Genomic DNA, 21,574 nt, shown 5'->3' with positions numbered 1-21,574 from the left:
CTTGCCTTTTGCCCGGCGGGCGCTAGTTTGGTTGGGGTTGCGGTCAAACTCAAGCGCTATCGCGCCCCCCGTTAACTGTAATAGCCTCTGATCCCAGGGCTTTTTCCCATTCCGACGATACGCGCGCCCTGGGCTCGGCGCGTGATTTCGACCCGAATCCGAGGATCATGCGACAACCCGAACGAATCCCATCCGACCCCGTCACAGCCGACCGGTTCCGCCGCGCTCTGGGGCAATTCGCGACTGGCGTGACGGTGGTAACAGGCCTTGACCCCAACACTGGCCAGCCCGAGGGCATGACGGTCAATGCGTTCACGTCCTTGTCGCTGGAGCCGCCGTTGGTGCTGATCTGCCTCGATCGGCAAGCCCGCTTGGCCTCCGTGTTCGAGTCGGCGCAGCATTTTGCGGTCAACGTCCTATCGGTCGAGCAGCGCCACCTGTCAGTGGCATTTTCTACCACCGATGGCGACCGATTCCGGAATGTCGCTTGGCACGCTTGGGCTCGTGGCGTTCCGATCTTGGAGGGATGCGTCGCCAACCTCGAATGCGTCCGGACCGGGCGTCACGACGGCGGCGATCACGTGATCGTGGTGGGACAGGTGGAACGGCTCGTATTCGACGAGAACCGCGAGCCGCTCCTGTTCGCACGCGGAAACTATCACGGGCTGGGCGGAATGGCGCCATGACCCGAATCGCCGAGGCGTTGCTTGCCGCCCGAGGAGACGTACCCTTTTTCGCCGCGGTGCTGGCGCAAGGCGCGGGCGCGATGGCCGCTTTCGGCATCTCCTTCGCCGCCGAATATGCGTTCGGAAAGGCACCGCCGCTGTTGCTGGTGCTCGCGGCCCAGGGAATCGCCGCCAGCTTAATCGGTATCCGGTTCGGCCTCGCGCGCTGGTGGATACCCATCAATCTCGTCCTGCCGCCGGCGGCAGGCGTATTGCTGGCGCTTCCGATTCCGGGGTGGGTGTACCTCGTCCTGTCCGGGGTGTTCGCGCTCGTTTTTTGGAATGCGGGTTCGAATCGGGTTCCGCTCTATCTCTCCAGCCGGCGGGCCAAGGCGGAATTGGCGAGGCTTTTGCCCTCCGGGCGGGCACGTTTTCTCGATCTCGGCTCGGGTCTCGGCGGTACCGTGCTCGCCCTCGCGGCGAAAAGAGCCGACGGTGAATTTCTCGGCATCGAGTCGGCGCCGCTGCCGTTCGCGCTATCCTGGTTGCGTGCGACCTTCGCCGGCTTGCCGCATGCCCGGGTCATGCACGGCGATTTCCGAAACCACCACCTCGGCGGCTATGACGTGGTCTACGCGTTTCTCTCGCCCGCGCCCATGGCCGAACTGTTCCGGAAAGCGCGAAGCGAAATGTCTCCGGGCAGCCTGTTCGTCTCCAACACCTTCGAGGTCCCCGGAGAAACGCCGAATCAAGTCGTCGATCTCGACGACTGGCGCGGGGGACGACTGCTCATCTGGCGAATGTGAAACCGACCTGCTCAAGCAGCGCGCGCGAGACCGGAATAACGGCACGCGCAGTGACGAACTCGGTAAGGTTGCGCCGGGACACGACCGCGAGTTCGGAATATTCGCGGCTGACGTTGCGCCCGTGGCGGGCGAGAATCTCTGCGCTAATAAGCGGGGACATGATCGCGATTCCGACGTCGATCACGCGGGTCTCGTCGTCCTCGACCGCGCAAATCACCTTGAGCGAACTGACGTCGGCCGATTTCAGGCCCACTTCTTCAGCCAGTTCGGCGCAAATCTGTCGGCCGAGGTCGACGCGGCGGCCTGGGCCGGCGCTGTCCGGCGACACGCCGCCCGAGGGTACCAGTTCCCAGCGGCCCGGATCGTCGGCGACGTCCGCCGCCCGACGGCCGAACACAATTCCCCCCTTGCAGGTCAGTACGCCCGACACGGCGAGCGGACGGACGCGAAGATCGGCGAACAAGGTCGGATCGGCGCGCTGGGCGACGAGACGGCGGTAGGGAACATAGCGCCCCTCGATCCGGGCGGCCGAGAATCGCTCGACGCTGAAGATGAGTCCATCGACTAGGCCGTATCGGCGGGCCCGCTCCGCGTTCCAGATCGCCGTAACTTCGGCTTCCAGGGCCGGGGGCAGGGCGGGGGCCTCGCTGCCGGCGATCACCTCGACATTGGGCGAAAGGGCGTGAACGGTTACCATAACGCCACGATAACGTTATTATCGCCTCCGCGAAACGATCCCGTGCGACAGGCAGTGCCGCCGATGGTTCATATATGACCTCTTCCACCATATCCTTCGAATCGTGCCTGCCGGTCGAATCTCACGCGCGGGAAGTGATGGCTTGGCGCAACGACCCCCAATCACTCGCCAGCGCTTTTCATCGTGCGCCTAAGGTGTGGGAGGATTTCTGGCCCGAGTACCGCGACCGTTATTTTGCCAGCGATGGATCGCCCAAACCGGTTTTCGCGCTCGAAAATGGCAAGCGGGTCGGCTTCTTGCGGTTCCGGCGCATTGCGCACCCGCAAGGACTGTCCGGATTGATCGTGGATATCTCCATCAATCTCGCGCCCGAGGTGCGCGGGCGCGGCCTGGGCACGATGATCTTGCGCGCGATCCGCCCCCACTTGACCGCGCAAGGCGTGGACAGCGTCATTGCCGAGGTACGCGCGGAAAACAAAACGTCGCATAAGACCTTCGTTAACGCCGGGTACGCGGAGCTCGGCCCCGCGCGCAAAACGGTTGCCGACACTGGCGAGGATTGCGCCATCGTTCGCTACGTTGATGAATTGACCCCCGCGTTTTGGCGCCGCGGCCGGGTTTTCGTCATCGCCGAAGCCGGCTCAAACTGGCGTATGGGTACGGCCAAACGCGACATGGCCATGGCCAAGGCCCTGATCGACGTCGCGGTAGAGGCCGGCGCCGACGCAGTCAAGTTCCAGACCTACCGTCCGGAAAGCGTCTACGTCGCGAATGCGGGGCACAGCGACTATCTCTCCGATACCGGCATCAAGGAGGATATCCGAGACATCTTTGCCGATCTGGCCATGCCGCATGGCATGGTGCCGGAGCTCGCCGCCTACTGCCGCACGCGCGGAATTGCTTTCATGTCGACCCCGTTTTCACCCGAAGATTTCGCCGCCATCGACCCGCATGTGGCGGTTCACAAGATCGCGTCCTACGAGATCAGCCATCTGCGTCTGCTCGAACTCGCCGGTCGATCCGGCAAACCGCTCGTGCTGTCGACCGGAGCGAGCGTCGAAAGCGACATTGCCTGGGCGGTGGACACGTTTCACGCCAACGGCGGAAAGGATATCTGCTTGATGCAGTGTACGGCGAAATATCCCGCACCGATTACGAGCCTCAACCTATCGACGATTCCGTGGCTAAAGAAACGCTTCGGTGTCGCAGCCGGCCTTTCCGATCATAGCCGCGAGCCGGCACTCGGGCCGGTCATGGCGGTCGCGCTCGGCGCACGCGTAATCGAAAAGCACTATACGCTCGACAACCGGTTGCCAGGCCCGGATCATTCGTTTGCGTTGATTCCGGATGAATTGAAGCGGCTCGTCGCCGAAGTGCGCTTGGCCGAACAAGCGCTGGGAGACGGCGTAAAGCGCGTGCTCGATGCCGAACAGGAACTCGCGGCTTACGCCCGGCGCGGTCTTCAAGCAACGCGCCCGATCAAGAAAGGGGAAATCCTGCGCGAAAACGATAATTTTGCCATTCTCCGCCCCGGTCAACGGACCCTGGGGGCGCACCCGCGTCATCTTGATCGCATCGCCGGCCGCAAGGCCCGACGTGCAATCGAGACGGGCGAGGGGCTGAAGCCCGACGATGCCGCCGACTGAGACCCGCGCCTTATTGCTCGATCTCGACGGCACGCTCGCCGACAGCCTCGACGCGATGAAGTCCGTCTACCGGCGGTTCATGGAAGGTGCGGGGCTGGTTCCGAGCGACGCCGAGTTTAACCGCCTCAACGGTCCCCCGATCCCGGAATGCATTCGCGTTTTGAAAGCCACCCACGGCCTTCCCCAGCCGGAAGCCGAGTTGCTCGTGCGTTATCAGGCGCTGATCGAAGAAGTCTACGGCGCGGTGCCGCCGAGCCCGGGCGCGCGCGATCTGCTGACGACGGCGAAAACGAAGGGATGGACAACCGGTGTCGTCACCTCCAACGGCGAAGCGCGCACCCGTGCCTGGCTCGCGCGCGCGGGACTTGACGGTTTGGTCGACGTGGTGGTGGGAGGGGACGCGGTCGCGCGCGGCAAGCCAGCGCCGGATCCCTATCTCGCCGCGCTCGCGCGAACGAGTTGCGCGCCGGCTGCCGCGCTGGCGATCGAGGATTCGCCCCAAGGCGCCGCGTCCGCGCGCGCCGCCGGCATTCCGACGCTGGCGCTGCTCCGCGATCCGAAGCACCACCTCTCCGGCTGGCCGGCGGGCGTGGATTTCGTCACGAGCCTCGCCGACGCGCGCAAACGGATCGAGAACGACGATTAATTCAGCCCGAGTTCCTTCAAGATGCGCGTTCGGTCGGCGTCGAGGTCGGGCGCACGCCCGCGCGTCGTCGGATCGGCGAACGCCGACATCTTGATCGGGTTGCCCGCCATGGTGACCTTCCCCGCCACGGGATCGTCGGACGTCACCACCATGTTGCGGGCGCGCACGTGCGGATCGGCCAGCACCTGGGCGACGTTGTTGATGGGACCGCACGGCACGCCGGCTTTTTCCAGGATCGCCAGCCATTCGGCCACGGTCTTCTTAGCGAGCGCGGATTCCATTTCATCCTTGAGTGCGGCGTTGTGCTCCGTGCGCAGCGGGTTGGTGCGGAACAGAGGATTGGCGACGAGATCAGTCCGCCCCAGCGCCTCGCACAGTTTCGCGAACAGCGCGTCGTTGCCGGCGGCAATGATCAGATGCCTGTCGGCTGCGGTGAAGGCGCCGAACGGCGTGATGGTCGGATGGCGCGCGCCGAGCGGCCCCGGCACCTCGCCGGTGGCGGTGTAGCGGGCGATGGCGTTTTCCAGGATCGCGACCTGGCAATCGAGCATAGCGACGTCGATCATCTGCCCTTCGCCCGTGCGCGCGCGGTGGAACAGGGCGGACGCGACGCCGATCGCCGTGAACAACCCGGCGGTGATGTCGCCGATCGAACTCCCCACTCGAGTTGGTGGCCCGCCGGGATAGCCGGTCAAACTCATGATGCCGCCCATGCCTTGCACCACCATGTCGTAGGCGGGCCGGGACGAATAGGGACCGGTATGGCCGAACCCCGACGCCGCGGCATAGATCAGGCGGGGAAAGCGTGGTTTCAGAGTGCCGTAGCCGTAGCCGAGTTTTTCCATCGTGCCGGGACGGAAGTTTTCGACCAGCACATCGGTAATACCGAGCAACCGCTCGAAGATCGCACGGTCGGCGTCGAGCTTGAGATCGAGGGCGATGCTTTCCTTGCCGCGATTGAGCGAGACGAAATAGGCCGAGCGGTCCTTGACGAACGGGCCGAAGTGACGCGCGTCGTCGCCGCCCTTCGGCGTTTCGACCTTGACGACGCGGGCGCCCAAGTCCGACAACACCAGCGTGCAATAGGGACCGGCCAGGACCCGGGTCAGGTCCAGCACCATGACTCCGTCGAGTGGACCGCGCATGTCCATCAAAGTTTGATCTTGGGATCCAGCCAGTCGCGCAATGAATCGCCGAACAGATTGAAAGCGAATACGGCAAGACTGATGGCGAGGCCCGGGAAAATAATCATCCACGGCGCCTGCTGATAGAAATCGTCGGCGGTGCCCGACAGCATCAAGCCCCAGGCGGCGGTCGGCTCGGTCACGCCGAGGCCGAGGAACGAGAGCGAAGCCTCGAGCAGGATCGCCTGGGCGACCAGCGCGGTCACCATGATCAGGTACGGCGCGACCACGTTCGGGGCAATGTGGCGGAAGACGATCCGGCTATGCGAGAAGCCGGCGGTGCGGGCGGCGTCGATGTAGGCCATTTCGCGGATCGCCAGCCCCGACGAACGCACCACGCGATAGACCCGCGGCACCATCGGTATGGCGATGGCGATGATCAGATTGAGATCGAGGCCGAAGACGATGTTCTTGCCGAGGATGGCGACGACCGCGAGCGCGAGCACGATCAGCGGAAACGAAATCAGGATGTCCATCAGCGATTGCAAGGTCATGTCGATCCGACCGCCGAAGTATGCCGAGGCCACGCCCACGGCCGCGCCGAGCGTCGAGCCGACGAACGACGACAGGAACCCGACCAGCAACGCGGTGCGCGCACCGTGAATGATGCGCGACAGCACGTCACGGCCGAAGGTGTCGGTGCCGAGCCAATGTTCGGCCGAAGGCTTGGCCAGCATCGCGCCGTAATCGACGGCGAGCGGATCATAGGGAGAGACCTGCTCGGCGAAGATTCCGGCCAGAATCATCGCCACGATCACCAGCAATCCGGCGGCGCCGAGCGGGTGGGTGGTGACGAAGCGCGCGAAAAAGCCGCGGCGCTTGGGAACCGCGTAGGGCAAATCGTCGACGGCAACGGCGGGGGCGGGAACGGACATCGGATCACCCGTAACGAATGCGCGGATCGAGCACGGCGTAGAGCAGATCGACGACGAAGTTGACGAAAATGAAGAACGCCGCCACCAGCATCACCAGCGCCTGAATCATGGTGTAGTCGCCGCGCGCCAGAACGTTGACGAACAGCTTGCCGATGCCGTTGAGGTTGAAGACCTGCTCGGTCACCACCAATCCGCCGATCAGGAACGCGAACTCGAGGCCGATCACCGTCACCACCGGCAGCATCGCGTTGCGCATGGCGTGACGGGCGACCACCAGGCGCTCGAACACCCCCTTGGCGCGCGCGGTGCGGATGTAATCCTCCTGCAGGACTTCAAGAATGGTCGAGCGGGTCATGCGCGTCGCCACCGCCGAATAACGATAGCCGACCGCGAGCGCGGGCCAAATCAGTTGCGAGAGGTTCTTGACCGGATCCTCGAGCAGCGGCGTGAAGGTCAACGGCGGAATCCAGTTGAAGTTCCAGAGCAGGACCAAAATGATGATCATGCCAAACCAGAATGACGGCACGGCAAGGCCGGCGATGGCGAAAACGCTGATGACGCGATCCGGCCAACGGTCCTTGAACAACGCGGCGAGCGTGCCCAACGGCAACGCGATCAAGGTCGCGAGAATGGTGGCGAGGATCGCGAGCTCGAGCGAGAGTTCGAGCCGGATCGCGATCTCGTGGGCGACCGGACGGCCGGTCCACATCGAGATGCCAAAATCGCCGGTCAACAGTCCGCCCATCCAATCGAAAAACTGGGCGAGCATGGGCTTATCGAGCCCGAGACGGGCGCGTTCCATCGCCAGGATCTCGGGCGTAACCTGGGCGCCTTCGGCGCGCAAGCGCAACTCCACGATGTCGCCCGGCATGACCCGGAGCATGACGAACACCAGGACCGCGACACCGAACAGCGTCGGGATCATCATCAGCAGGCGTTGGACGGTGTAGCGAAGCATGGGCGTCCGAGAACCCCTCCCCCGCGCGGGGGGAGGGGACCTAGGATGGAAAATTTACCGGTCGAGCCAGACTTCGGCCAAATCCTGACCGACGTAATGGCTAGGCGTCAGGTGCCAACCCTTCATTTGCTTCCAATAGACGATGATGCGATGCCACCAGATGGTCGGGATCGTGTAGGCCTGTTCAAGAGCGTGCTTCTCGAACTCGCGAACCAATCGGGCCCGTTCCGTCAAGTCGGTGGCGCGCATCTGCTTCTCGTACAAATCGTCGAGTTTGCGATCGTTGTAGCGACCGTAGTTGACCGAGGATTTGTCGGCGGAGACGTACTTGATGAGCAGGATGTTGGGATCGTCCATGTAATCGCAATTGAAGTCGAGGCCGGCCTCGTAGTTGCCGCTGGAGAGCGCCGCCTGGTAGAGCTTGGTCTCGAGTTGCTCGTGTTCGACGGTCACTCCGATCTGGCGCCATTGGTCAATCAGGAACACGCCGACCGGCGTGTACGGCATCGGGACATTGCGGTTGATGAACTTGAATTTGAGGTTGGGGACACCTGCCTCCTGCAGAAGTTTTTTAGCCTCTTCGCGGGATTTCTTGATGTCCTTGCTGAAGCCGGGATAGTTGACCAGCTCCGATTCCTTCGCGGCGAGCGAATAGCCCGGACGCAGCACGCCGCCGACATCGCGCACCAACGCGATCTTGGAGAGCGCCTGGGACCCCTGCCAGCGGTCGATGGCGAGCGACAACGCGCGGCGCACGCGCGGATCGTCGAAGGGCTTCTTCTCGGTGTTGAAACCGACCACCAAGTTGCAGATCCAGGGCGTTTCGACGACCGAAACCTTGTCGCCGAGCGCGGCGACGAGCTTGTCGCGATTGGCGGGCGATTGGCCGCGGAATTCGACCAGAACTTCGCCGGCCTGCAGCGCGTTGACCATCGCCGCTCCGCCCACGAACACCGCGCGGAAGCTGTCGAGATAGGGCTTTCCCGGCTCGAAGTAATCGGCGAAGCGTTCGCCGATCCAATGCGAGCCCGCGGTATGGCTGACGAACTTGAACGGCCCGGTGCCGAGGATGTTCTTTTCCGGGAACTTGGGATCCTGCTTGAGTTTGGCCGCGCTATAGATGCAATCCCAGGGCGAAGCGAATTGGGCAAGCATGCCCGCGTTCGGCTTCTTAAGCTTGAACACGACGGTCAGGGGATCGGGAGTCTCGATTGCGCCGATATCGGCGTAGGACGCCTTGCGGATGCTGATCACGCCTTGGGGCGGATTGACGATGCGTTCGTAGCTCGCCTTGACGTCGGCCGAGGTCAACGTCGAGCCGTCGTGGAACTTGACGTTCGGCTTGAGCTTGAAGGTGAAGGTCAGATTGTCGGGCGACACCTGCCAGGATTGGGCCAAATCGCCGATGATCGCCGGGTATTTCGCCTCGTCGAACTTGAGCAAGGTGGAGTAGTGCGGCCGCACCGGATGAATGAACGCGAACGACGTGTTTTTGTGGCAATCGTAGTCGGGCGGTTCGGCCGATACCGCGAATTTCAACTCACCGCCCTTCTTCGGGGTTTGGGCACCGGCGGAAATCGGCGCAAGCAGAGCGGTCGCGACCGCGGCCATAACAACCAAATGAAGTTTCATCGTAATTTCCTCCCTGTAAGCTGTTGACGTCACGCGTCCTTGCGAACGCGCCGTTTTAAACCAATAGACAAGCCGCTTGGTGGCCAGGACCGACGGTCTTCAGGTCCGGAACCGTTACTTTACAAGCATCGGTCGCGCGCGGGCAACGGGTACTGAACACGCAGCCGGGGGGTGGCGACAAAGGGCTCGGCACCTCGCCCGCGAGCAGCGCGTGCGGGCGGCGCTTTTCCGCTTCCGGATCGGGCGTGGGCGCGGCGGCAAGCAGCGCCTGGGTGTAGGGATGGATGGGGGAGTCGTAGAGCGCGTCCCGATCCGCCACTTCCATGATCCGTCCCAAATACATGACGGCGACTTGGTGCGCGATGTGACGCACGACCGCAAGATCGTGGGCAATGAACAGGTAGGCGATGCCGAATTGCGTCTGCAAATCCTCGAGCAAGTTGATGATCTGCGCCTGGATCGAGACGTCGAGCGCCGATACCGGTTCGTCGCAAACGATGAAGGACGGATTCATGCCGAGCGCGCGGGCCACGCCGACGCGCTGGCGCTGGCCGCCCGAAAGTTCGTGCGGGTAGCGCTCCGCCATGTACGGGAAAAGGCCGACGCCGGCGAGAAGTTCGGCGACGCGTTCCTTGGCCGCCTTGCGTCCGTCGACCAATTTGTGGACCAGCAGCGGCTCGGCGATGATCTGGCCGACGGTCATACGTGGATTGAGGGAGCTGTACGGATCCTGAAATACCGCTTGCACGCGCCGGCGCATCGCCTTGATTCCGTCCGCGCCGCCTTCGGCCAAGTCGCGTCCTTCGAACATCACCCGTCCCGCCGTCGGTGTCTCCAGGTTCAGGATCAGGCGGCCGACGGTCGTCTTTCCGCAACCGGACTCGCCGACCAGCCCCAGGGTACGGCCCGCCGGAACCTGGAACGACACGTTGCTGACGGCACGCACGACGGCACTGCCGCCGGTGATTCCCTTCGCCTTGACCGCGAAATGCTTGGCGAGGTCCCGCACTTCGATCACCGGGGTCGCGGAAGCGGCCGCACTGGTCCGTTCCACAACGGTCGCCGGCGCGGTCGCGGCACGCTTGGCAGTCGCGAACTCTCGGACCCGCCAGCAGGCGGCATGATGGTCGGCCGATACTTCCTCGAGAGGGGGCACGCGATTTCGGCATTCGTCGGCGACGGCGAAGCAACGCTCGGCGAAACGGCAACCGGCGGGCGGATCGAGCAGGTTGGGCGGCAGGCCCTCGATGGTTTCGAGCCGGGCGGTGCGTGGCTTGTCAAGCCGGGGCACCGAGCGCATCAGTCCCTGGGTGTAGGGATGGCGGGGGGTCGCGAACAGTTTGTCCGCCGACGCTTGTTCGGCGATACGCGCGGCGTACATGACGTTGACCCGGTCGGCGTAGCGCGCCACTACGCCGAGATTGTGGGTGATGACCACCAGCGCGATGCCGAGATCGCGCGACAGATCCTTCATCAATTTCAGGATCTGCGCCTGGATGGTCACGTCGAGAGCGGTGGTCGGCTCGTCGGCGATGATCAGCTTGGGGTTGCAAGCAAGCGCGATCGCAATCATTGCCCGCTGACGCATGCCGCCGGAGAACTGGTGCGGGTATTGATCGAGGCGACGTTCGCCGTCGGGAATGCCGACCAGTTTCATCAACTCCAGCGCCCGAGCCCGGGCGCGCGCTTCGTCCCACCCGAAGTGAATGATCAGCGTTTCCATGATCTGAAAACCGATGGTCAGCACCGGATTGAGCGACGTCATTGGTTCCTGGAAAACCATGGCGATGTCGCGCCCGCGCAACTCGCGCATGTCGTCTTCGGACAGGGTCAGCAGATCGCGTCCCTGAAACAGGACGCGGCCCTTGACAATGCGGCCGGCAGGTTTGGCAAGCAGACGCATGACAGCGAGCGCGGACACGGATTTACCGCAACCGGATTCGCCGACCAGCGCCACCACCTCGCCCGGGCGCACCCGATAGGAGATGCCCTCGACCGCGCGTACGATCCCGCGCGAGGTCACGAAATGAACATGCAAATCGTCGACTTCAAGCAAGTAAGGCGATGACGCCGGAGCGGCGCCGGATGACGCGGGAGAAGAAGACGGCGGAACGACGTTCATCGCTATTCGATCGATTTTCGGGGGTGGGTCGTTAAACCACCAGTTTCGGCATTGGTTCGTACCAGGTCAATCGTATTGTATACATTTTTCGACGATACATTTTTCGACAGGCCCATTCGCAATTCGTGAAAAATCCGCACGCTGGCGCCGGGATGGTTGCGGGCCACCGGCAAGCCATCCATCATCGGTTGACATGAAATCGGAACCGCACGCCCCGATAGGGGCGCCTTCCAATGATCTTTGCGCGGGGATTCGCCCGCGCGCCGGGCATGTGCTCGGACTCGGTCCCGATGGATTCCATAAAATCGCCTATGTCGAATGGGGCTCGCCGGACAGCTCCCGCGTCGTCGTCTGCGTCCACGGGCTCACGCGCCAGGGCCGCGATTTCGATTTTCTCGCGCGCGCGTTGGCGGCGCGGGGAAGCCGCGTGATCTGTCCCGACGTGGTCGGACGCGGATTGAGCGGTCGGTTGTCCAACCCGGACGACTACGCCGCGCCCCAATATCTCGCCGACATGGCGGTGTTGATCGCGAGGCTCGGGGTCGAAACGATCGATTGGGTCGGCACCTCCATGGGCGGCCTGATCGGCCTGCTGCTTGCGGCCAAGCCGAATTCGCCGGTGGGCCGGCTGGTGATGAACGACATCGGCCCCTTCATCGCCAAGTCGGCGCTGCAAGATATCGCAGCCTATCTCGGCACCGATCCTTTCTTTCCCGATTTCGATGCGGCAGTCGCCTACGTGCGTTCGGTGCACGATGGCTTCGGTCCGCTCGGCGAGGAGGACTGGGCCCACTTGGCCCGACACAGCGTGCGCGCCGAGTCGGGGGGAGGGTTCCGGCTGCGCTACGATCCGGCGCTGGCCGTTCCGTTCCGAAAGACGGCCGACGCGGACGCCGATTTATGGGCGGTGTGGGCGAAGTTGCGGGTGCCGGTCCTGGTCCTGAGAGGCGAGAATTCCAAGGTGTTGAGCGCCGATACCGCACGCGCCATGGCCGTAGGCGGCCCCGATGGGGCGGGACCCAGAGCGGAAATCGTCACATTCCCCGGCGTGGGCCATGCGCCCGCCCTCATGGCCGAAGAGCAAATCGCCGCCGTGGCGGACTGGCTGGCACCCCGGAATTCTTAACCATCGAGCGAGACACATAGGGGGTTTTCCCCCCTTTGCGGCGGCCATTCGACTTTCTATGTTGTGGGCACGATCGATCGACCGCGGAGAATGCCGATGGCCCAAGCCCTTGCCCCGATCAATCCCGGCGAAGTTGCGACGAGCGCCAGCCAGCAGGATTTCACCACCTTCATCGTCGGCAACCAGTTGTTCGGGATTCCGGTCCTCAAGGTCCAAGACATCCTGAAGCCGGAAAAGATCGCCAAGATACCGCTCGCGCCGCCCGAAGTACGCGGCTCGATCAATTTGCGCGGTCGCATCGTAACCGTGATCGACGTGCGCACGCGCCTCGGCATGCCGCCCCGCAACGACGGCAAGCACGACGACAACATGGCGGTGACGGTCGAAAACGGTCCCGATCTATACACCCTGCTGGTGGACAAGATCGGCGACGTGATCAGCCTGTCGAACGATCTCTACGAATCGACGCCGGGAACGCTGGATGCGCGCTGGCGCGAGTATTGCGACGGCGTCTACCGCCTCAAAGACCGGCTGTTGGTCATCCTGGACGTCGAGCGCCTGCTCGACATCAAGGTCAAAATCTAAGGCTTCGCCTTCGCCAGCAATCGCGCCGCCTCGATCGCGTGATAGGTGAGGATGGCGTCGGCCCCGGCGCGCTTGAACGCGACCAGGGTTTCCGTCATCGCGCGCTCGGCATCCAACCAGCCGTTTTGCCCGGCGGCTTTGAGCATCGCGTATTCGCCACTGACGTTGTAGACGAACGTCGGCATTTTGAACGCGTCCTTCACCCGCCGGAGCACGTCGAGATAGGGCAGCCCCGGCTTAACCATCACCATGTCGGCGCCCTCGGCGATGTCGAGGGCGACCTCGCGCAGCGCTTCGTCGGTGTTGGCGGGGTCCATCTGATAGGTTTTCTTGTCGCCCTTGAGCGCGCCCGAGGAACCGACCGCGTCGCGGAACGGCCCGTAGAAGGCGGACGCGTACTTGGCGGCGTAGGCGAGCACGTTCACGTCCTTGAGGCCGGCCGCGTCGAGCGCGTCGCGCACCGCGCCGATGCGTCCATCCATCATGTCCGAAGGGGCGATCACGTCGCAGCCGGCTTCGGCCTGGACCACCGCCTGGCGGCGGAGAACCGCGACCGTTTCGTCGTTGAGAACTTTTCCGTCGCGCACCAAGCCGTCGTGGCCGTCGCTGTTGAAGGGATCGAGCGCCACGTCGCACACGACGCCGAGATCGGGGTGGGCTTTTTTCAGCGCCCGCACCGCGCGGCAGACCAGATTGTCGGGATTATAGGCTTCGCGCGCGTCCGGGGTTTTGAGGTTGTCGGCGATTTGGGGAAAGACGGCCAAGGCGGGAATGCCGAGGTGCTTGGCTTCGGCCGCCTGTTCCACCAATACGTCGATGGAAAGCCGCTCGACCCCGGGCATGGACGGCACCGGCTGGCGCGCCTTGGTTCCTTCCACGACGAACACCGGCCAGATCAAGTCGGAAGGCGCGAGGGCGTGTTCCCGGACCAAATCCCGTACCCACGCGGCGCGCCGGTTGCGGCGCATACGCACGCGCGGAAAGCCGCCCAGGGGGGCGGGCTTGTCGTCGGCGGGAGCAAGGGACGCAGCGGGGCGGCGCTTACCAAGGTCGTTCATGGCCGCGAATCATAAGGGGCGGGACCGGAACGCGCCACCGTGGCGCGGGGGGCTTTGACCCCGAGGACGGGCTGATTTACGTTAACGTCAACGGAAGGCGCGCCGAAAGCCCCAAACTGGGCTACAATCCGCCGTGCGCCGGTAGGGGCGCATCATATGACGCGCGCGTCATGCCGATAGGCATGCATTCGCATGACGATTCGCCCGCGCGCCGCCTACGGAGATCGACCGTGCCCGACGACGGGAAAGCCAAAAGTCCCCACCGCGAACACGAGCCCGGCACCCACCGCGCTCCGGGAGGGGCGCATCCTGAAAAGCGCACGGCCCCGGTGCGCTTCGTCACCGCCGCCAGCCTGTTCGACGGCCACGACGCCTCGATCAACGTCATGCGCCGCATCCTCCAGGCCGCCGGCGCCGAGGTCATTCACCTCGGTCACAACCGCTCGGCCGAGGACGTCGCGGTCGCCGCCATCCAGGAAGACGCGCACGCGGTCGCCGTCAGTTCCTACCAGGGCGGCCACGTCGAATATTTCAAGTACCTGATCGACCTGTTGCGCGCCAAGGGACGCGGCGACATTCGCGTGTTCGGCGGGGGCGGGGGCGTGATCGTCGCCGCCGAGATGAAGGAACTGCACGACTACGGTGTCACGCGCATCTATTCGCCCGCCGACGGCCAAGCGCTCGGCCTCCGCGGCATGATCGACGACATGATCCGCCGTTCGGCGCGCGATCTCGTCGCCGGAGGGGCGCCGGACCTCGCCGCCTTCAAGACGGGCGATCACGCCGCGCTCGCGCGCGTCATTACCGCGATCGAATTAGGCGGCCTGAAACCCCATCAGCTTGCGGATATTCGCGCTTCGGCGGACGAGCGCCGCGACGTGCCGGTGATCGGCGTCACCGGAACCGGCGGGGCGGGCAAATCTTCGCTCAACGACGAAATCGTCCGGCGCTTCCGCGTTTACGACGGCGAACCCAAGATCGCCGTCATCGCCGTCGATCCGACCCGCAAGCGGACCGGCGGCGCGCTGCTCGGCGACCGCATCCGCATGAACGCCATCGCCGCGCCCAACGTATTCATGCGCTCGCTCGCCACGCGCGGCGCGGAACATGAAATCCCGGCTCAGATCGGCGACATCGTCGCCGCGTGCAAGGCGGCCGGCTTCGACCTGGTGATCGTCGAGACTCCCGGCATCGGCCAGGCCGACAGCGGCATTGCCGATCTCGCCGACGTGTCGCTTTATGTCATGACGCCGGAATTCGGCGCTGCGAGCCAACTCGAAAAGATCGAGATGCTCGACCATGCCGACATCGTGGTGATCAACAAGTTCGACCGGCGCGGCGCCGCCGACGCGCTGCGCGACGTGCAAAAGCAGGTCCAGCGCAACCGCGAAGCCTTCGACCGGAAGCCGGACGAGATGCCGGTATTCGGGGCCATCGCCTCGCGTTTCGCCGATCCGGGCGTGACATCGGTCTACCGCGAAATCCTGCGCCAATTCGAGTCCAAGGGGCTGCGTCAGTTTCCCGACCAATCGCCGCCGCCGACGGCTCGCCACTCGCAGCCCGGACGGGCGATCGTGCCGCCGGAGCGCGTGCGCTATCTCGCCGAGGTCGCCGATGCGGTGCGCACCTGGCGCCGACGGGGCGAAGCCCAGGCCCGGCTCGCGCGCGAGCGCCAGCAACTGCGCGAAACGCGCCGGATGCTGGAAGCTTCGGGCGCGAACGCCGGCGCGCTCGATTCCCTGATCCGGGAGCGCGAAACCGCCCTCGATCCGCGGAGCCGCGCGTTGCTCGACGACTGGCCGAATACCCGTGACGCCTACTTAGGCGATGAAATTGCTTCCGGGAAAACCACGGTCGCGCTCAAGCGCGCGTCCCTCTCGGGTCTTCCCATTCCGCGCATCGCGCTGCCGCGCTACGAAGACGAGGGCGAACTGCTGCGCTGGTTGTGGCGCGAAAACCTGCCCGGGCGCTTTCCTTTCACCGCCGGTGTGTTCCCGTTCAAGCGCGCGGACGAGGACCCGACCCGCATGTTCGCGGGCGAGGGCGATCCGTTCCGCACCAACCGCCGTTTCAAGGCGCTGTCGGCGCATGCCGCCGCGACGCGCCTTTCGACCGCGTTTGATTCCGTAACGCTCTATGGCTTCGATCCCGACCGGCGGCCCGACATTTACGGCAAGGTCGGCAATTCGGGCGTCTCGATCGCCACCCTCGACGACATGAAGGCGCTCTACGACGGCTTCGAGCTGTGCGCGCCGTCGACCTCGGTCTCGATGACCATCAACGGCCCGGCGCCGACCATCCTCGCCATGTTCTTCAATACCGCCATCGACCAGCAATTCGAACGGTTCGCCAAGGAGCACGGACGCGCGCCCGGCGACGACGAGCGCGCGCGCATCGCGCAAACCGTGCTCGAAAACATCCGCGGCACCGTCCAGGCCGACATTCTCAAGGAAGACCAGGGCCAGAACACCTGCATCTTTTCGACCGAATTCGCGCTCCGCATGATGGCCGACATCCAGGAATACTTCATCCAGCGGCGGGTCAGAAATTTCTATTCGGTCTCGATCTCCGGCTATCACATCGCCGAAGCCGGGGCGAACCCGATCTCGCAGCTCGCCTTCACGCTCGCCAACGGCTTCACCTACGTCGAGGCCTATCTCGCGCGCGGCATGAAGATCGACGACTTCGCGCCCAATCTTTCCTTCTTCTTCTCCAACGGCATGGACCCGGAATACACGGTCATGGGCCGGGTCGCGCGGCGTATTTGGGCGGTCGCCATGCGCGAGAAGTACGACGCGGGCGAACGCTCGCAGCGGCTCAAGTACCACCTACAGACCTCGGGCCGTTCGCTGCACGCCCAGGAAATGTCGTTCAACGACATCCGCACCACCCTGCAGGCGCTGATCGCCACCTATGACAACTGCAACAGCCTGCACACCAACGCTTACGACGAGGCGATCACCACGCCGACCGAGGAATCGGTGCGGCGCGCGCTCGCCATTCAGCTCATCATCAACCGCGAGTGGGGCCTCGCCAACAACGAGAACTCCAACCAGGGCGCGTTCGTCATCGACGAGTTGACCGACTTGGTGGAGGAGGCGGTCTTGGCCGAATTCGAACGCATTGCCGAACGCGGCGGCGTGCTGGGCGCCATGGAAACCGGCTACCAGCGCGCCAAGATTCAAGAAGAGTCTCTTTACTACGAAACGCTCAAGCACGACGGGCGGCTGCCGATCGTCGGCGTCAACACGTTCCTCAATCCCTCGGGCGAAGCGATCCCGGAGGCGCCCAAGCTCGCCCGCTCGACCGAGGGCGAAAAGGAAAGCCAGATCGCCCGGCTCGCCGATTTTCACCGGCGCCACGCGCACGAGGCCCCGGCCATGCTCAAGCGCCTGCAGGGAGCCGCGATCGCGGGAGAAAATATTTTCGCGGTCCTGATGGACGCGGTGCGCTGCTGTTCCCTCGGCCAGATCACCCACGCCCTGTTCGAGGCCGGCGGACAGTACCGCCGCAATATGTAGTCCCACGCCGCCAGTGTCCGAAGTCCTGTTCGAGATGCAATACGTCGGCCGGGTGGTGCGGGTCACCGCCATCGATCCCGCAACCGGTATCGAAGTCGTCTCGGTCGGCGACGCCGAACGCAGCGTCGCGGCGCTGAAGCGCCTCGCAGCGCGCAAACTCATGTACGTCCTCAAGCGTCGCGCGGAGCAATCCGCGCGCAAGGAGAGGGGAGAAACCGCTTGACTGCGTGAACGGCTCCGTTACCGTTTCCATTGATTGAAACGATCGAGAATCCGGGGCCACGCATCCCGGGTCCGGCGCCGGGGAGCGAATGGAGTATTTCACCCAACAGCTGATCAACGGCATCACCCTGGGCGCGATCTACGCGCTCATCGCCATCGGCTATACGATGGTGTACGGCATCATCGGCATGATCAATTTCGCCCACGGCGAAATTTTCATGATCGGCGGTTTCATTTCGATCATCGCGTTTCTGCTGCTCGGCCTGTTCGGCATCACCTGGGCGCCGCTGGCGATCCTGGTCGCGCTGCTGGTGACCATGGCGCTGACGCCGCTTTACGGCTGGGCATTGGAACGCATCGCCTATCGCCCGTTGCGCCACTCGCCCCGGCTCGCGGCATTGATCACCGCGATCGGCATGTCGATCTTCCTGCAAAACTACGTTCAGCTGGTGCAGGGCGCGCGGGTCAAGCCGATCCAGCCCATCGTTACCGGCGGCATCGAGATCATGCGGCGCGGCGATTTCGTCGTGACGCTCGGTTATCTGCAAATCCTGATCGTCGTGCTGACGGTCGCGCTGATGGCGGCGTTCTCCCTGTTGATCCAGCGCACATCGTTGGGGCGCGCCCAGCGCGCGTGCGAACAGGACCTGAAGATGGCGTCCCTGGTCGGCGTCGACGTCGATCGCACCATCGCCCAAACTTTCATTATGGGCGCCGCGCTTGCCGCCGTGGCCGGTTTGATCTTTCTGCTGCACTACGGCGTGGTCGATTTCTACATCGGCTTTCATGCCGGCATTAAGGCGTTCACCGCCGCGGTGCTGGGCGGGATCGGTTCGTTGCCCGGCGCCATGCTCGGCGGCCTGCTGATCGGCCTGATCGAGGCGTTCTGGTCGGCCTATTTCTCGGTCGAATACAAGGATGTCGCCGCGTTCACCGTGCTGGTCGTGGTGCTGATCTTCCGGCCAACCGGATTGCTCGGCCGGCCGGACGTGGAAAAGGTCTGACCCGATGGCGGCGCGATCGTCGGCGAGCGTGCCCGCGAACGATATCCTCCGGCAATCCGCCCTGGCCGGGTTGCTGGTCTTCGGGCTCGCCGTCGCGCTGGTCGGCGTGCGCATCCAGGACGGCTCCGCCGCCGCCCTCGCGCCGCTCCACTTCCGCTTCGACGACGTCCTTACCGCCGCCGCCGCCGCCGCGCTGGGACGGTTCGGCGTGCTGCTGTTGCGCGCGGGATTGCACGCGCCGGTCGCCGCGGGAGGCGCGGCGGTCGCGCTCGCGGTCGCGCTCGCGCAATGGTTCGCGCCCGCTCATCCGTTGCGGCTCGCGCTGCTGTTCGACGTCGCCATGCCCAACTGGCTGATCGTCGCGTTCGCCGCGTTTCTCGCTCTCTGCGCCGCGTGGCGGCTTCGTCACGCGCCAGTCGCGGTCATGCAGGGTGCCGACGCGCGCGAGTCGGTGATGGATCATCTCGGCGCCCAGGTGCAGCGCATCGCCCGTTTCGCCGGTCCGCTCATTCTGCTGCTGGCGATCGCGTTGCCGTTGATGCCGTTCGCCGACCGCCGCCTGATCGACATCGCCATCCTCGTCGTCACCTACATCATGCTGGGGTGGGGGCTGAATATCGTCGTCGGCCTGGCCGGACTGCTCGATCTTGGCTACGTCGCCTTTTATGCGGTCGGCGCCTATTCGTACGCGCTGCTGGCCCAGAACTTCGGTCTCAATTTCTGGATATGCTTGCCGTTCGCCGGCATCATGGCGGCGTTCGCCGGCGTTCTGCTCGGCTTTCCGGTGTTGCGCCTGCGCGGCGACTATCTCGCCATCGTCACCCTCGGTTTCGGCGAGATGATCCGCATCATCCTGCTCAACTGGTACCAATTCACCGGCGGGCCGAACGGCCTGACCGGAATTCCCCGGCCGTCGTTCTTCGGCCTGCCGTTCACGGCAAGCCCGCCGGAGGGTACCCATTCGTTCCACACCTTCGTCAGCCTGATCTGGCCGATCGAATTCTCACCCAATCACCGCGTCGTTTTTCTCTATTACGTCATCCTGGCGCTGGCGATGATCACCAACTTGTTCACGCTGCGCATTCGCCGCCTGCCGATCGGGCGCGCGTGGGAAGCGTTGCGCGAGGACGAGATCGCCTGCCGCTCGCTCGGCATCAACCCGACCAACACCAAGCTGACCGCGTTCGCCATCGGCGCCGGTTTCGGCGGCTTCGCCGGCGCTTTCTTCGCCACCCGGCAAGGTTTCGTCAGCCCCGAGAGCTTTTCCTTCATCGAATCCGCCGTCATCCTCGCCATCGTCGTCCTGGGCGGCATGGGCAGCCAGATCGGCGTGGTGCTGGCCGCGGTGCTGCTGATCGGACTGCCCGAATTTTTCCGCGATCTCCATCAATACCGCATGATCGCGTTCGGCGCGGCCATGGTCGGGATCATGCTGTGGCGGCCGGCCGGATTACTCGCCCATCGCGAGCCGACCCTGCGTTTGTCGACGCAAGGCGGGCCGCCGTGACCGCTGCGCCACTGCTGACGGTTGAGCATCTGACCATGCGCTTCGGCGGCCTAGTCGCGGTCGACGACGTGTCGTTTACCGCCGAAACCGGGAACATCACCGCCATTATCGGTCCCAATGGCGCCGGCAAGACGACGTTGTTCAACTGCCTGACCGGATTTTACGCCCCGACCAGCGGCCGGATGCGGCTGGCGCACCAGGGCGGCGAATTCCTGCTCGAACGGATGGAGGGCTTCCGCATCGCGGCTGCGGCGAAAGTGGCGCGCACGTTTCAGAACATCCGGCTGTTCCGCGGCATGTCGGTGCTGGAAAATCTTATCGTCGCCCAGCACAACGAACTGATGCGCGCTTCGGGATACACGCTCGCCGGGCTGTTCGGCCTCGGGATATACCGCCACGCCGAGGCCCGCGCCGTGGAGCGAGCGCGTTACTGGCTTGACCGGGTCGGATTGACCGCGCGGGCCGACATCGACGCCGGCAGCCTGCCGTACGGCGACCAGCGTCGCCTCGAAATCGCGCGCGCCATGTGCACCGAGCCCCAACTTCTCTGCCTGGATGAGCCCGCCGCTGGCCTCAACGCGCGCGAAACCGGCGATCTCAATGCGCTGCTCACGTTCATCCGCGACACCCACCACATCGGCGTCCTGCTGATCGAACACGACATGGGCGTAGTGATGTCGATTTCGGATCGGATCGTGGTGCTCGATTACGGCCGCAAGATCGCCGAAGGCGTGCCGGCCGAGGTACGCGGCAACCCGGACGTGATCCGCGCTTATCTCGGCGAGGAACAAGGGAGCGAGATGGGGGGGGCGGCATGAGCGTCTTGCTGTCACTCGCCGGCGTGCATGCGGCTTACGGCAACATCGAAGCCCTGCACGGCGTCGATCTCGAAGTGCGCGAGGGCGAGATTGTGACCCTGATCGGCGCCAACGGCGCCGGAAAGTCTACGCTCCTGATGACCGTATGCGGTAACCCGCGCGCGGCCCGGGGCGTCATCCGCTTCGACAGCCGCGACATCACCCGCATGCCGACCCACGCCATCATTCGCCTCGGCATTTCGCAGGCGCCCGAGGGCCGGCGCATTTTCCCGCGCATGACGGTGACCGAAAATCTTCTCATGGGGGCCGTAGCGGCCCCGTCGCAAAGCGATGTCGGCGCCGACCTGGAACGCGCCTTCCGTCTGTTTCCATTGCTGAAAGAACGCCGCGAGCAGCGCGGCGGAACGCTCTCGGGCGGCGAACAACAGATGCTCGCCATCGCGCGCGCCTTGATGAGCCGGCCCCGCCTGTTGCTGCTCGACGAGCCGTCGCTCGGTCTCGC

The 21,574-nt window shown here is 64.5% G+C and carries 19 protein-coding genes; 12 read left to right on the top strand and 7 right to left on the bottom strand.

Annotated features, from left to right (window positions below):
* Nucleotides 1–167: 167 nt before the first annotated feature.
* Complete coding sequence (locus tag FJ311_05360) at nt 168–686, top strand: flavin reductase family protein (protein ID MBM3950864.1); 519 nt, start codon at nt 168–170, stop codon at nt 684–686.
* A complete protein-coding gene (locus FJ311_05355) occupies nt 683–1,471 on the top strand; it encodes a class I SAM-dependent methyltransferase (protein MBM3950863.1) in 789 nt (262 codons plus the stop codon). Before FJ311_05360 ends, FJ311_05355 begins: the two co-directional genes overlap by 4 nt.
* Here the strand turns inward: FJ311_05355 and FJ311_05350 are convergent.
* Nucleotides 1,455–2,168 carry an NUDIX hydrolase gene (locus FJ311_05350; protein MBM3950862.1) on the bottom strand — a complete coding sequence of 238 codons (714 nt, stop codon included), beginning with the start codon at nt 2,166–2,168 and terminating at the stop codon, nt 1,455–1,457. The genes FJ311_05355 and FJ311_05350 overlap by 17 nt on opposite strands.
* Before the next feature lie 74 nt (nt 2,169–2,242).
* On the opposite strand from FJ311_05350, the gene FJ311_05345 reads away from it, so the two are divergent.
* Entirely contained in the window at nt 2,243–3,814 is a 1,572-nt protein-coding gene (locus FJ311_05345; GenBank protein ID MBM3950861.1) for a GNAT family N-acetyltransferase, read from the top strand.
* Nucleotides 3,801–4,460: an HAD family phosphatase gene (locus tag FJ311_05340; GenBank protein ID MBM3950860.1), complete on the top strand. Its 660-nt coding sequence runs from the start codon at nt 3,801–3,803 to the stop codon at nt 4,458–4,460. The genes FJ311_05345 and FJ311_05340 overlap by 14 nt, the downstream gene beginning before the upstream one ends.
* Here FJ311_05340 and FJ311_05335 read toward each other — a convergent pair.
* The 5 genes from FJ311_05335 to FJ311_05315 are packed head-to-tail and all read right to left on the bottom strand — an operon-like array spanning nt 4,457 to nt 11,231.
* Nucleotides 4,457–5,614, bottom strand: a complete 1,158-nt coding sequence (locus tag FJ311_05335; GenBank protein ID MBM3950859.1) for a CoA transferase — start codon at nt 5,612–5,614, stop codon at nt 4,457–4,459. The two genes, FJ311_05340 and FJ311_05335, sit on opposite strands and share 4 nt — an antisense overlap.
* Nucleotides 5,611–6,519, bottom strand: coding sequence for an ABC transporter permease (locus FJ311_05330; protein ID MBM3950858.1), 909 nt, complete (start codon nt 6,517–6,519; stop codon nt 5,611–5,613). Before FJ311_05330 ends, FJ311_05335 begins: the two co-directional genes overlap by 4 nt.
* 4 nt (nt 6,520–6,523) lie before the next feature.
* Nucleotides 6,524–7,477: an ABC transporter permease gene (locus FJ311_05325; protein ID MBM3950857.1), complete on the bottom strand. Its 954-nt coding sequence runs from the start codon at nt 7,475–7,477 to the stop codon at nt 6,524–6,526.
* A 54-nt stretch (nt 7,478–7,531) separates the two neighbouring features.
* Nucleotides 7,532–9,109, bottom strand: coding sequence for an ABC transporter substrate-binding protein (locus FJ311_05320; protein MBM3950856.1), 1,578 nt, complete (start codon nt 9,107–9,109; stop codon nt 7,532–7,534).
* Between the two features lie 55 nt (nt 9,110–9,164).
* Nucleotides 9,165–11,231: an ABC transporter ATP-binding protein gene (locus tag FJ311_05315; protein MBM3950855.1), complete on the bottom strand. Its 2,067-nt coding sequence runs from the start codon at nt 11,229–11,231 to the stop codon at nt 9,165–9,167.
* 193 nt (nt 11,232–11,424) lie between these two features.
* On the opposite strand from FJ311_05315, the gene FJ311_05310 reads away from it, so the two are divergent.
* Nucleotides 11,425–12,357, top strand: a complete 933-nt coding sequence (locus FJ311_05310) for an alpha/beta hydrolase (GenBank protein MBM3950854.1) — start codon at nt 11,425–11,427, stop codon at nt 12,355–12,357.
* 96 nt (nt 12,358–12,453) lie between these two features.
* On the top strand, nt 12,454–12,942 hold the full coding sequence (locus FJ311_05305; protein ID MBM3950853.1) for a chemotaxis protein CheW: 489 nt from the start codon (nt 12,454–12,456) through the stop codon (nt 12,940–12,942).
* Here FJ311_05305 and hemB read toward each other — a convergent pair.
* The gene (gene hemB / locus FJ311_05300; GenBank protein ID MBM3950852.1) at nt 12,939–14,000 is read right to left on the bottom strand and encodes a porphobilinogen synthase; all 1,062 of its coding nucleotides are present in this window, start codon (nt 13,998–14,000) and stop codon (nt 12,939–12,941) included. The two genes, FJ311_05305 and hemB, sit on opposite strands and share 4 nt — an antisense overlap.
* A 182-nt stretch (nt 14,001–14,182) precedes the next feature.
* On the opposite strand from hemB, the gene FJ311_05295 reads away from it, so the two are divergent.
* From FJ311_05295 to FJ311_05270, 6 genes are all read left to right on the top strand, one after another.
* A complete protein-coding gene (locus tag FJ311_05295) occupies nt 14,183–17,521 on the top strand; it encodes a methylmalonyl-CoA mutase (protein MBM3950851.1) in 3,339 nt (1,112 codons plus the stop codon).
* A 34-nt stretch (nt 17,522–17,555) separates the two neighbouring features.
* Nucleotides 17,556–17,744 carry a hypothetical protein gene (locus FJ311_05290; protein ID MBM3950850.1) on the top strand — a complete coding sequence of 63 codons (189 nt, stop codon included), beginning with the start codon at nt 17,556–17,558 and terminating at the stop codon, nt 17,742–17,744.
* Nucleotides 17,745–17,832: 88 nt separating this feature from the next.
* Nucleotides 17,833–18,747: a branched-chain amino acid ABC transporter permease LivH gene (locus FJ311_05285; protein ID MBM3950849.1), complete on the top strand. Its 915-nt coding sequence runs from the start codon at nt 17,833–17,835 to the stop codon at nt 18,745–18,747.
* Between the two features lie 4 nt (nt 18,748–18,751).
* Nucleotides 18,752–20,254 carry a high-affinity branched-chain amino acid ABC transporter permease LivM gene (gene livM, locus FJ311_05280; GenBank protein ID MBM3950848.1) on the top strand — a complete coding sequence of 501 codons (1,503 nt, stop codon included), beginning with the start codon at nt 18,752–18,754 and terminating at the stop codon, nt 20,252–20,254.
* Between the two features lie 35 nt (nt 20,255–20,289).
* Nucleotides 20,290–21,072, top strand: a complete 783-nt coding sequence (locus FJ311_05275) for an ATP-binding cassette domain-containing protein (protein MBM3950847.1) — start codon at nt 20,290–20,292, stop codon at nt 21,070–21,072.
* Nucleotides 21,069–21,574, top strand: a 506-nt coding sequence (locus FJ311_05270; protein ID MBM3950846.1) for an ABC transporter ATP-binding protein, incomplete at its 3' end; no start/stop codon positions are given. The genes FJ311_05275 and FJ311_05270, both read left to right, overlap by 4 nt.

It is taken from the genome of Rhodospirillales bacterium, from assembly GCA_016872535.1.
Lineage (GTDB): Bacteria > Pseudomonadota > Alphaproteobacteria > Rhodospirillales > 2-12-FULL-67-15 > 2-12-FULL-67-15.
Note: the sequence above shows the minus strand (reverse complement) of the source record. Positions and strands in the feature narration are given on the sequence as shown.

Bases quoted from the DNA above. Each gene is read 5' to 3' on its own strand.
- FJ311_05340 (MBM3950860.1), top strand. From the start codon at position 3,801: ATGCCGCCGACTGAGACCCGCGCCTTATTGCTCGATCTCGACGGCACG.
- FJ311_05295 (MBM3950851.1), top strand. From the start codon at position 14,183: ATGCATTCGCATGACGATTCGCCCGCGCGCCGCCTACGGAGATCGACC.
- FJ311_05330 (MBM3950858.1), bottom strand. From the start codon at position 6,519: ATGTCCGTTCCCGCCCCCGCCGTTGCCGTCGACGATTTGCCCTACGCG.
- FJ311_05350 (MBM3950862.1), bottom strand. From the start codon at position 2,168: ATGGTAACCGTTCACGCCCTTTCGCCCAATGTCGAGGTGATCGCCGGC.
- hemB (MBM3950852.1), bottom strand. From the start codon at position 14,000: ATGAACGACCTTGGTAAGCGCCGCCCCGCTGCGTCCCTTGCTCCCGCC.
- FJ311_05355 (MBM3950863.1), top strand. From the start codon at position 683: ATGACCCGAATCGCCGAGGCGTTGCTTGCCGCCCGAGGAGACGTACCC.
- FJ311_05360 (MBM3950864.1), top strand. From the start codon at position 168: ATGCGACAACCCGAACGAATCCCATCCGACCCCGTCACAGCCGACCGG.
- FJ311_05310 (MBM3950854.1), top strand. From the start codon at position 11,425: ATGAAATCGGAACCGCACGCCCCGATAGGGGCGCCTTCCAATGATCTT.
- livM (MBM3950848.1), top strand. From the start codon at position 18,752: ATGGCGGCGCGATCGTCGGCGAGCGTGCCCGCGAACGATATCCTCCGG.
- FJ311_05345 (MBM3950861.1), top strand. From the start codon at position 2,243: ATGACCTCTTCCACCATATCCTTCGAATCGTGCCTGCCGGTCGAATCT.
- FJ311_05305 (MBM3950853.1), top strand. From the start codon at position 12,454: ATGGCCCAAGCCCTTGCCCCGATCAATCCCGGCGAAGTTGCGACGAGC.
- FJ311_05290 (MBM3950850.1), top strand. From the start codon at position 17,556: ATGCAATACGTCGGCCGGGTGGTGCGGGTCACCGCCATCGATCCCGCA.
- FJ311_05320 (MBM3950856.1), bottom strand. From the start codon at position 9,109: ATGAAACTTCATTTGGTTGTTATGGCCGCGGTCGCGACCGCTCTGCTT.
- FJ311_05325 (MBM3950857.1), bottom strand. From the start codon at position 7,477: ATGCTTCGCTACACCGTCCAACGCCTGCTGATGATGATCCCGACGCTG.
- FJ311_05275 (MBM3950847.1), top strand. From the start codon at position 20,290: ATGCGCTTCGGCGGCCTAGTCGCGGTCGACGACGTGTCGTTTACCGCC.
- FJ311_05285 (MBM3950849.1), top strand. From the start codon at position 17,833: ATGGAGTATTTCACCCAACAGCTGATCAACGGCATCACCCTGGGCGCG.
- FJ311_05315 (MBM3950855.1), bottom strand. From the start codon at position 11,231: ATGAACGTCGTTCCGCCGTCTTCTTCTCCCGCGTCATCCGGCGCCGCT.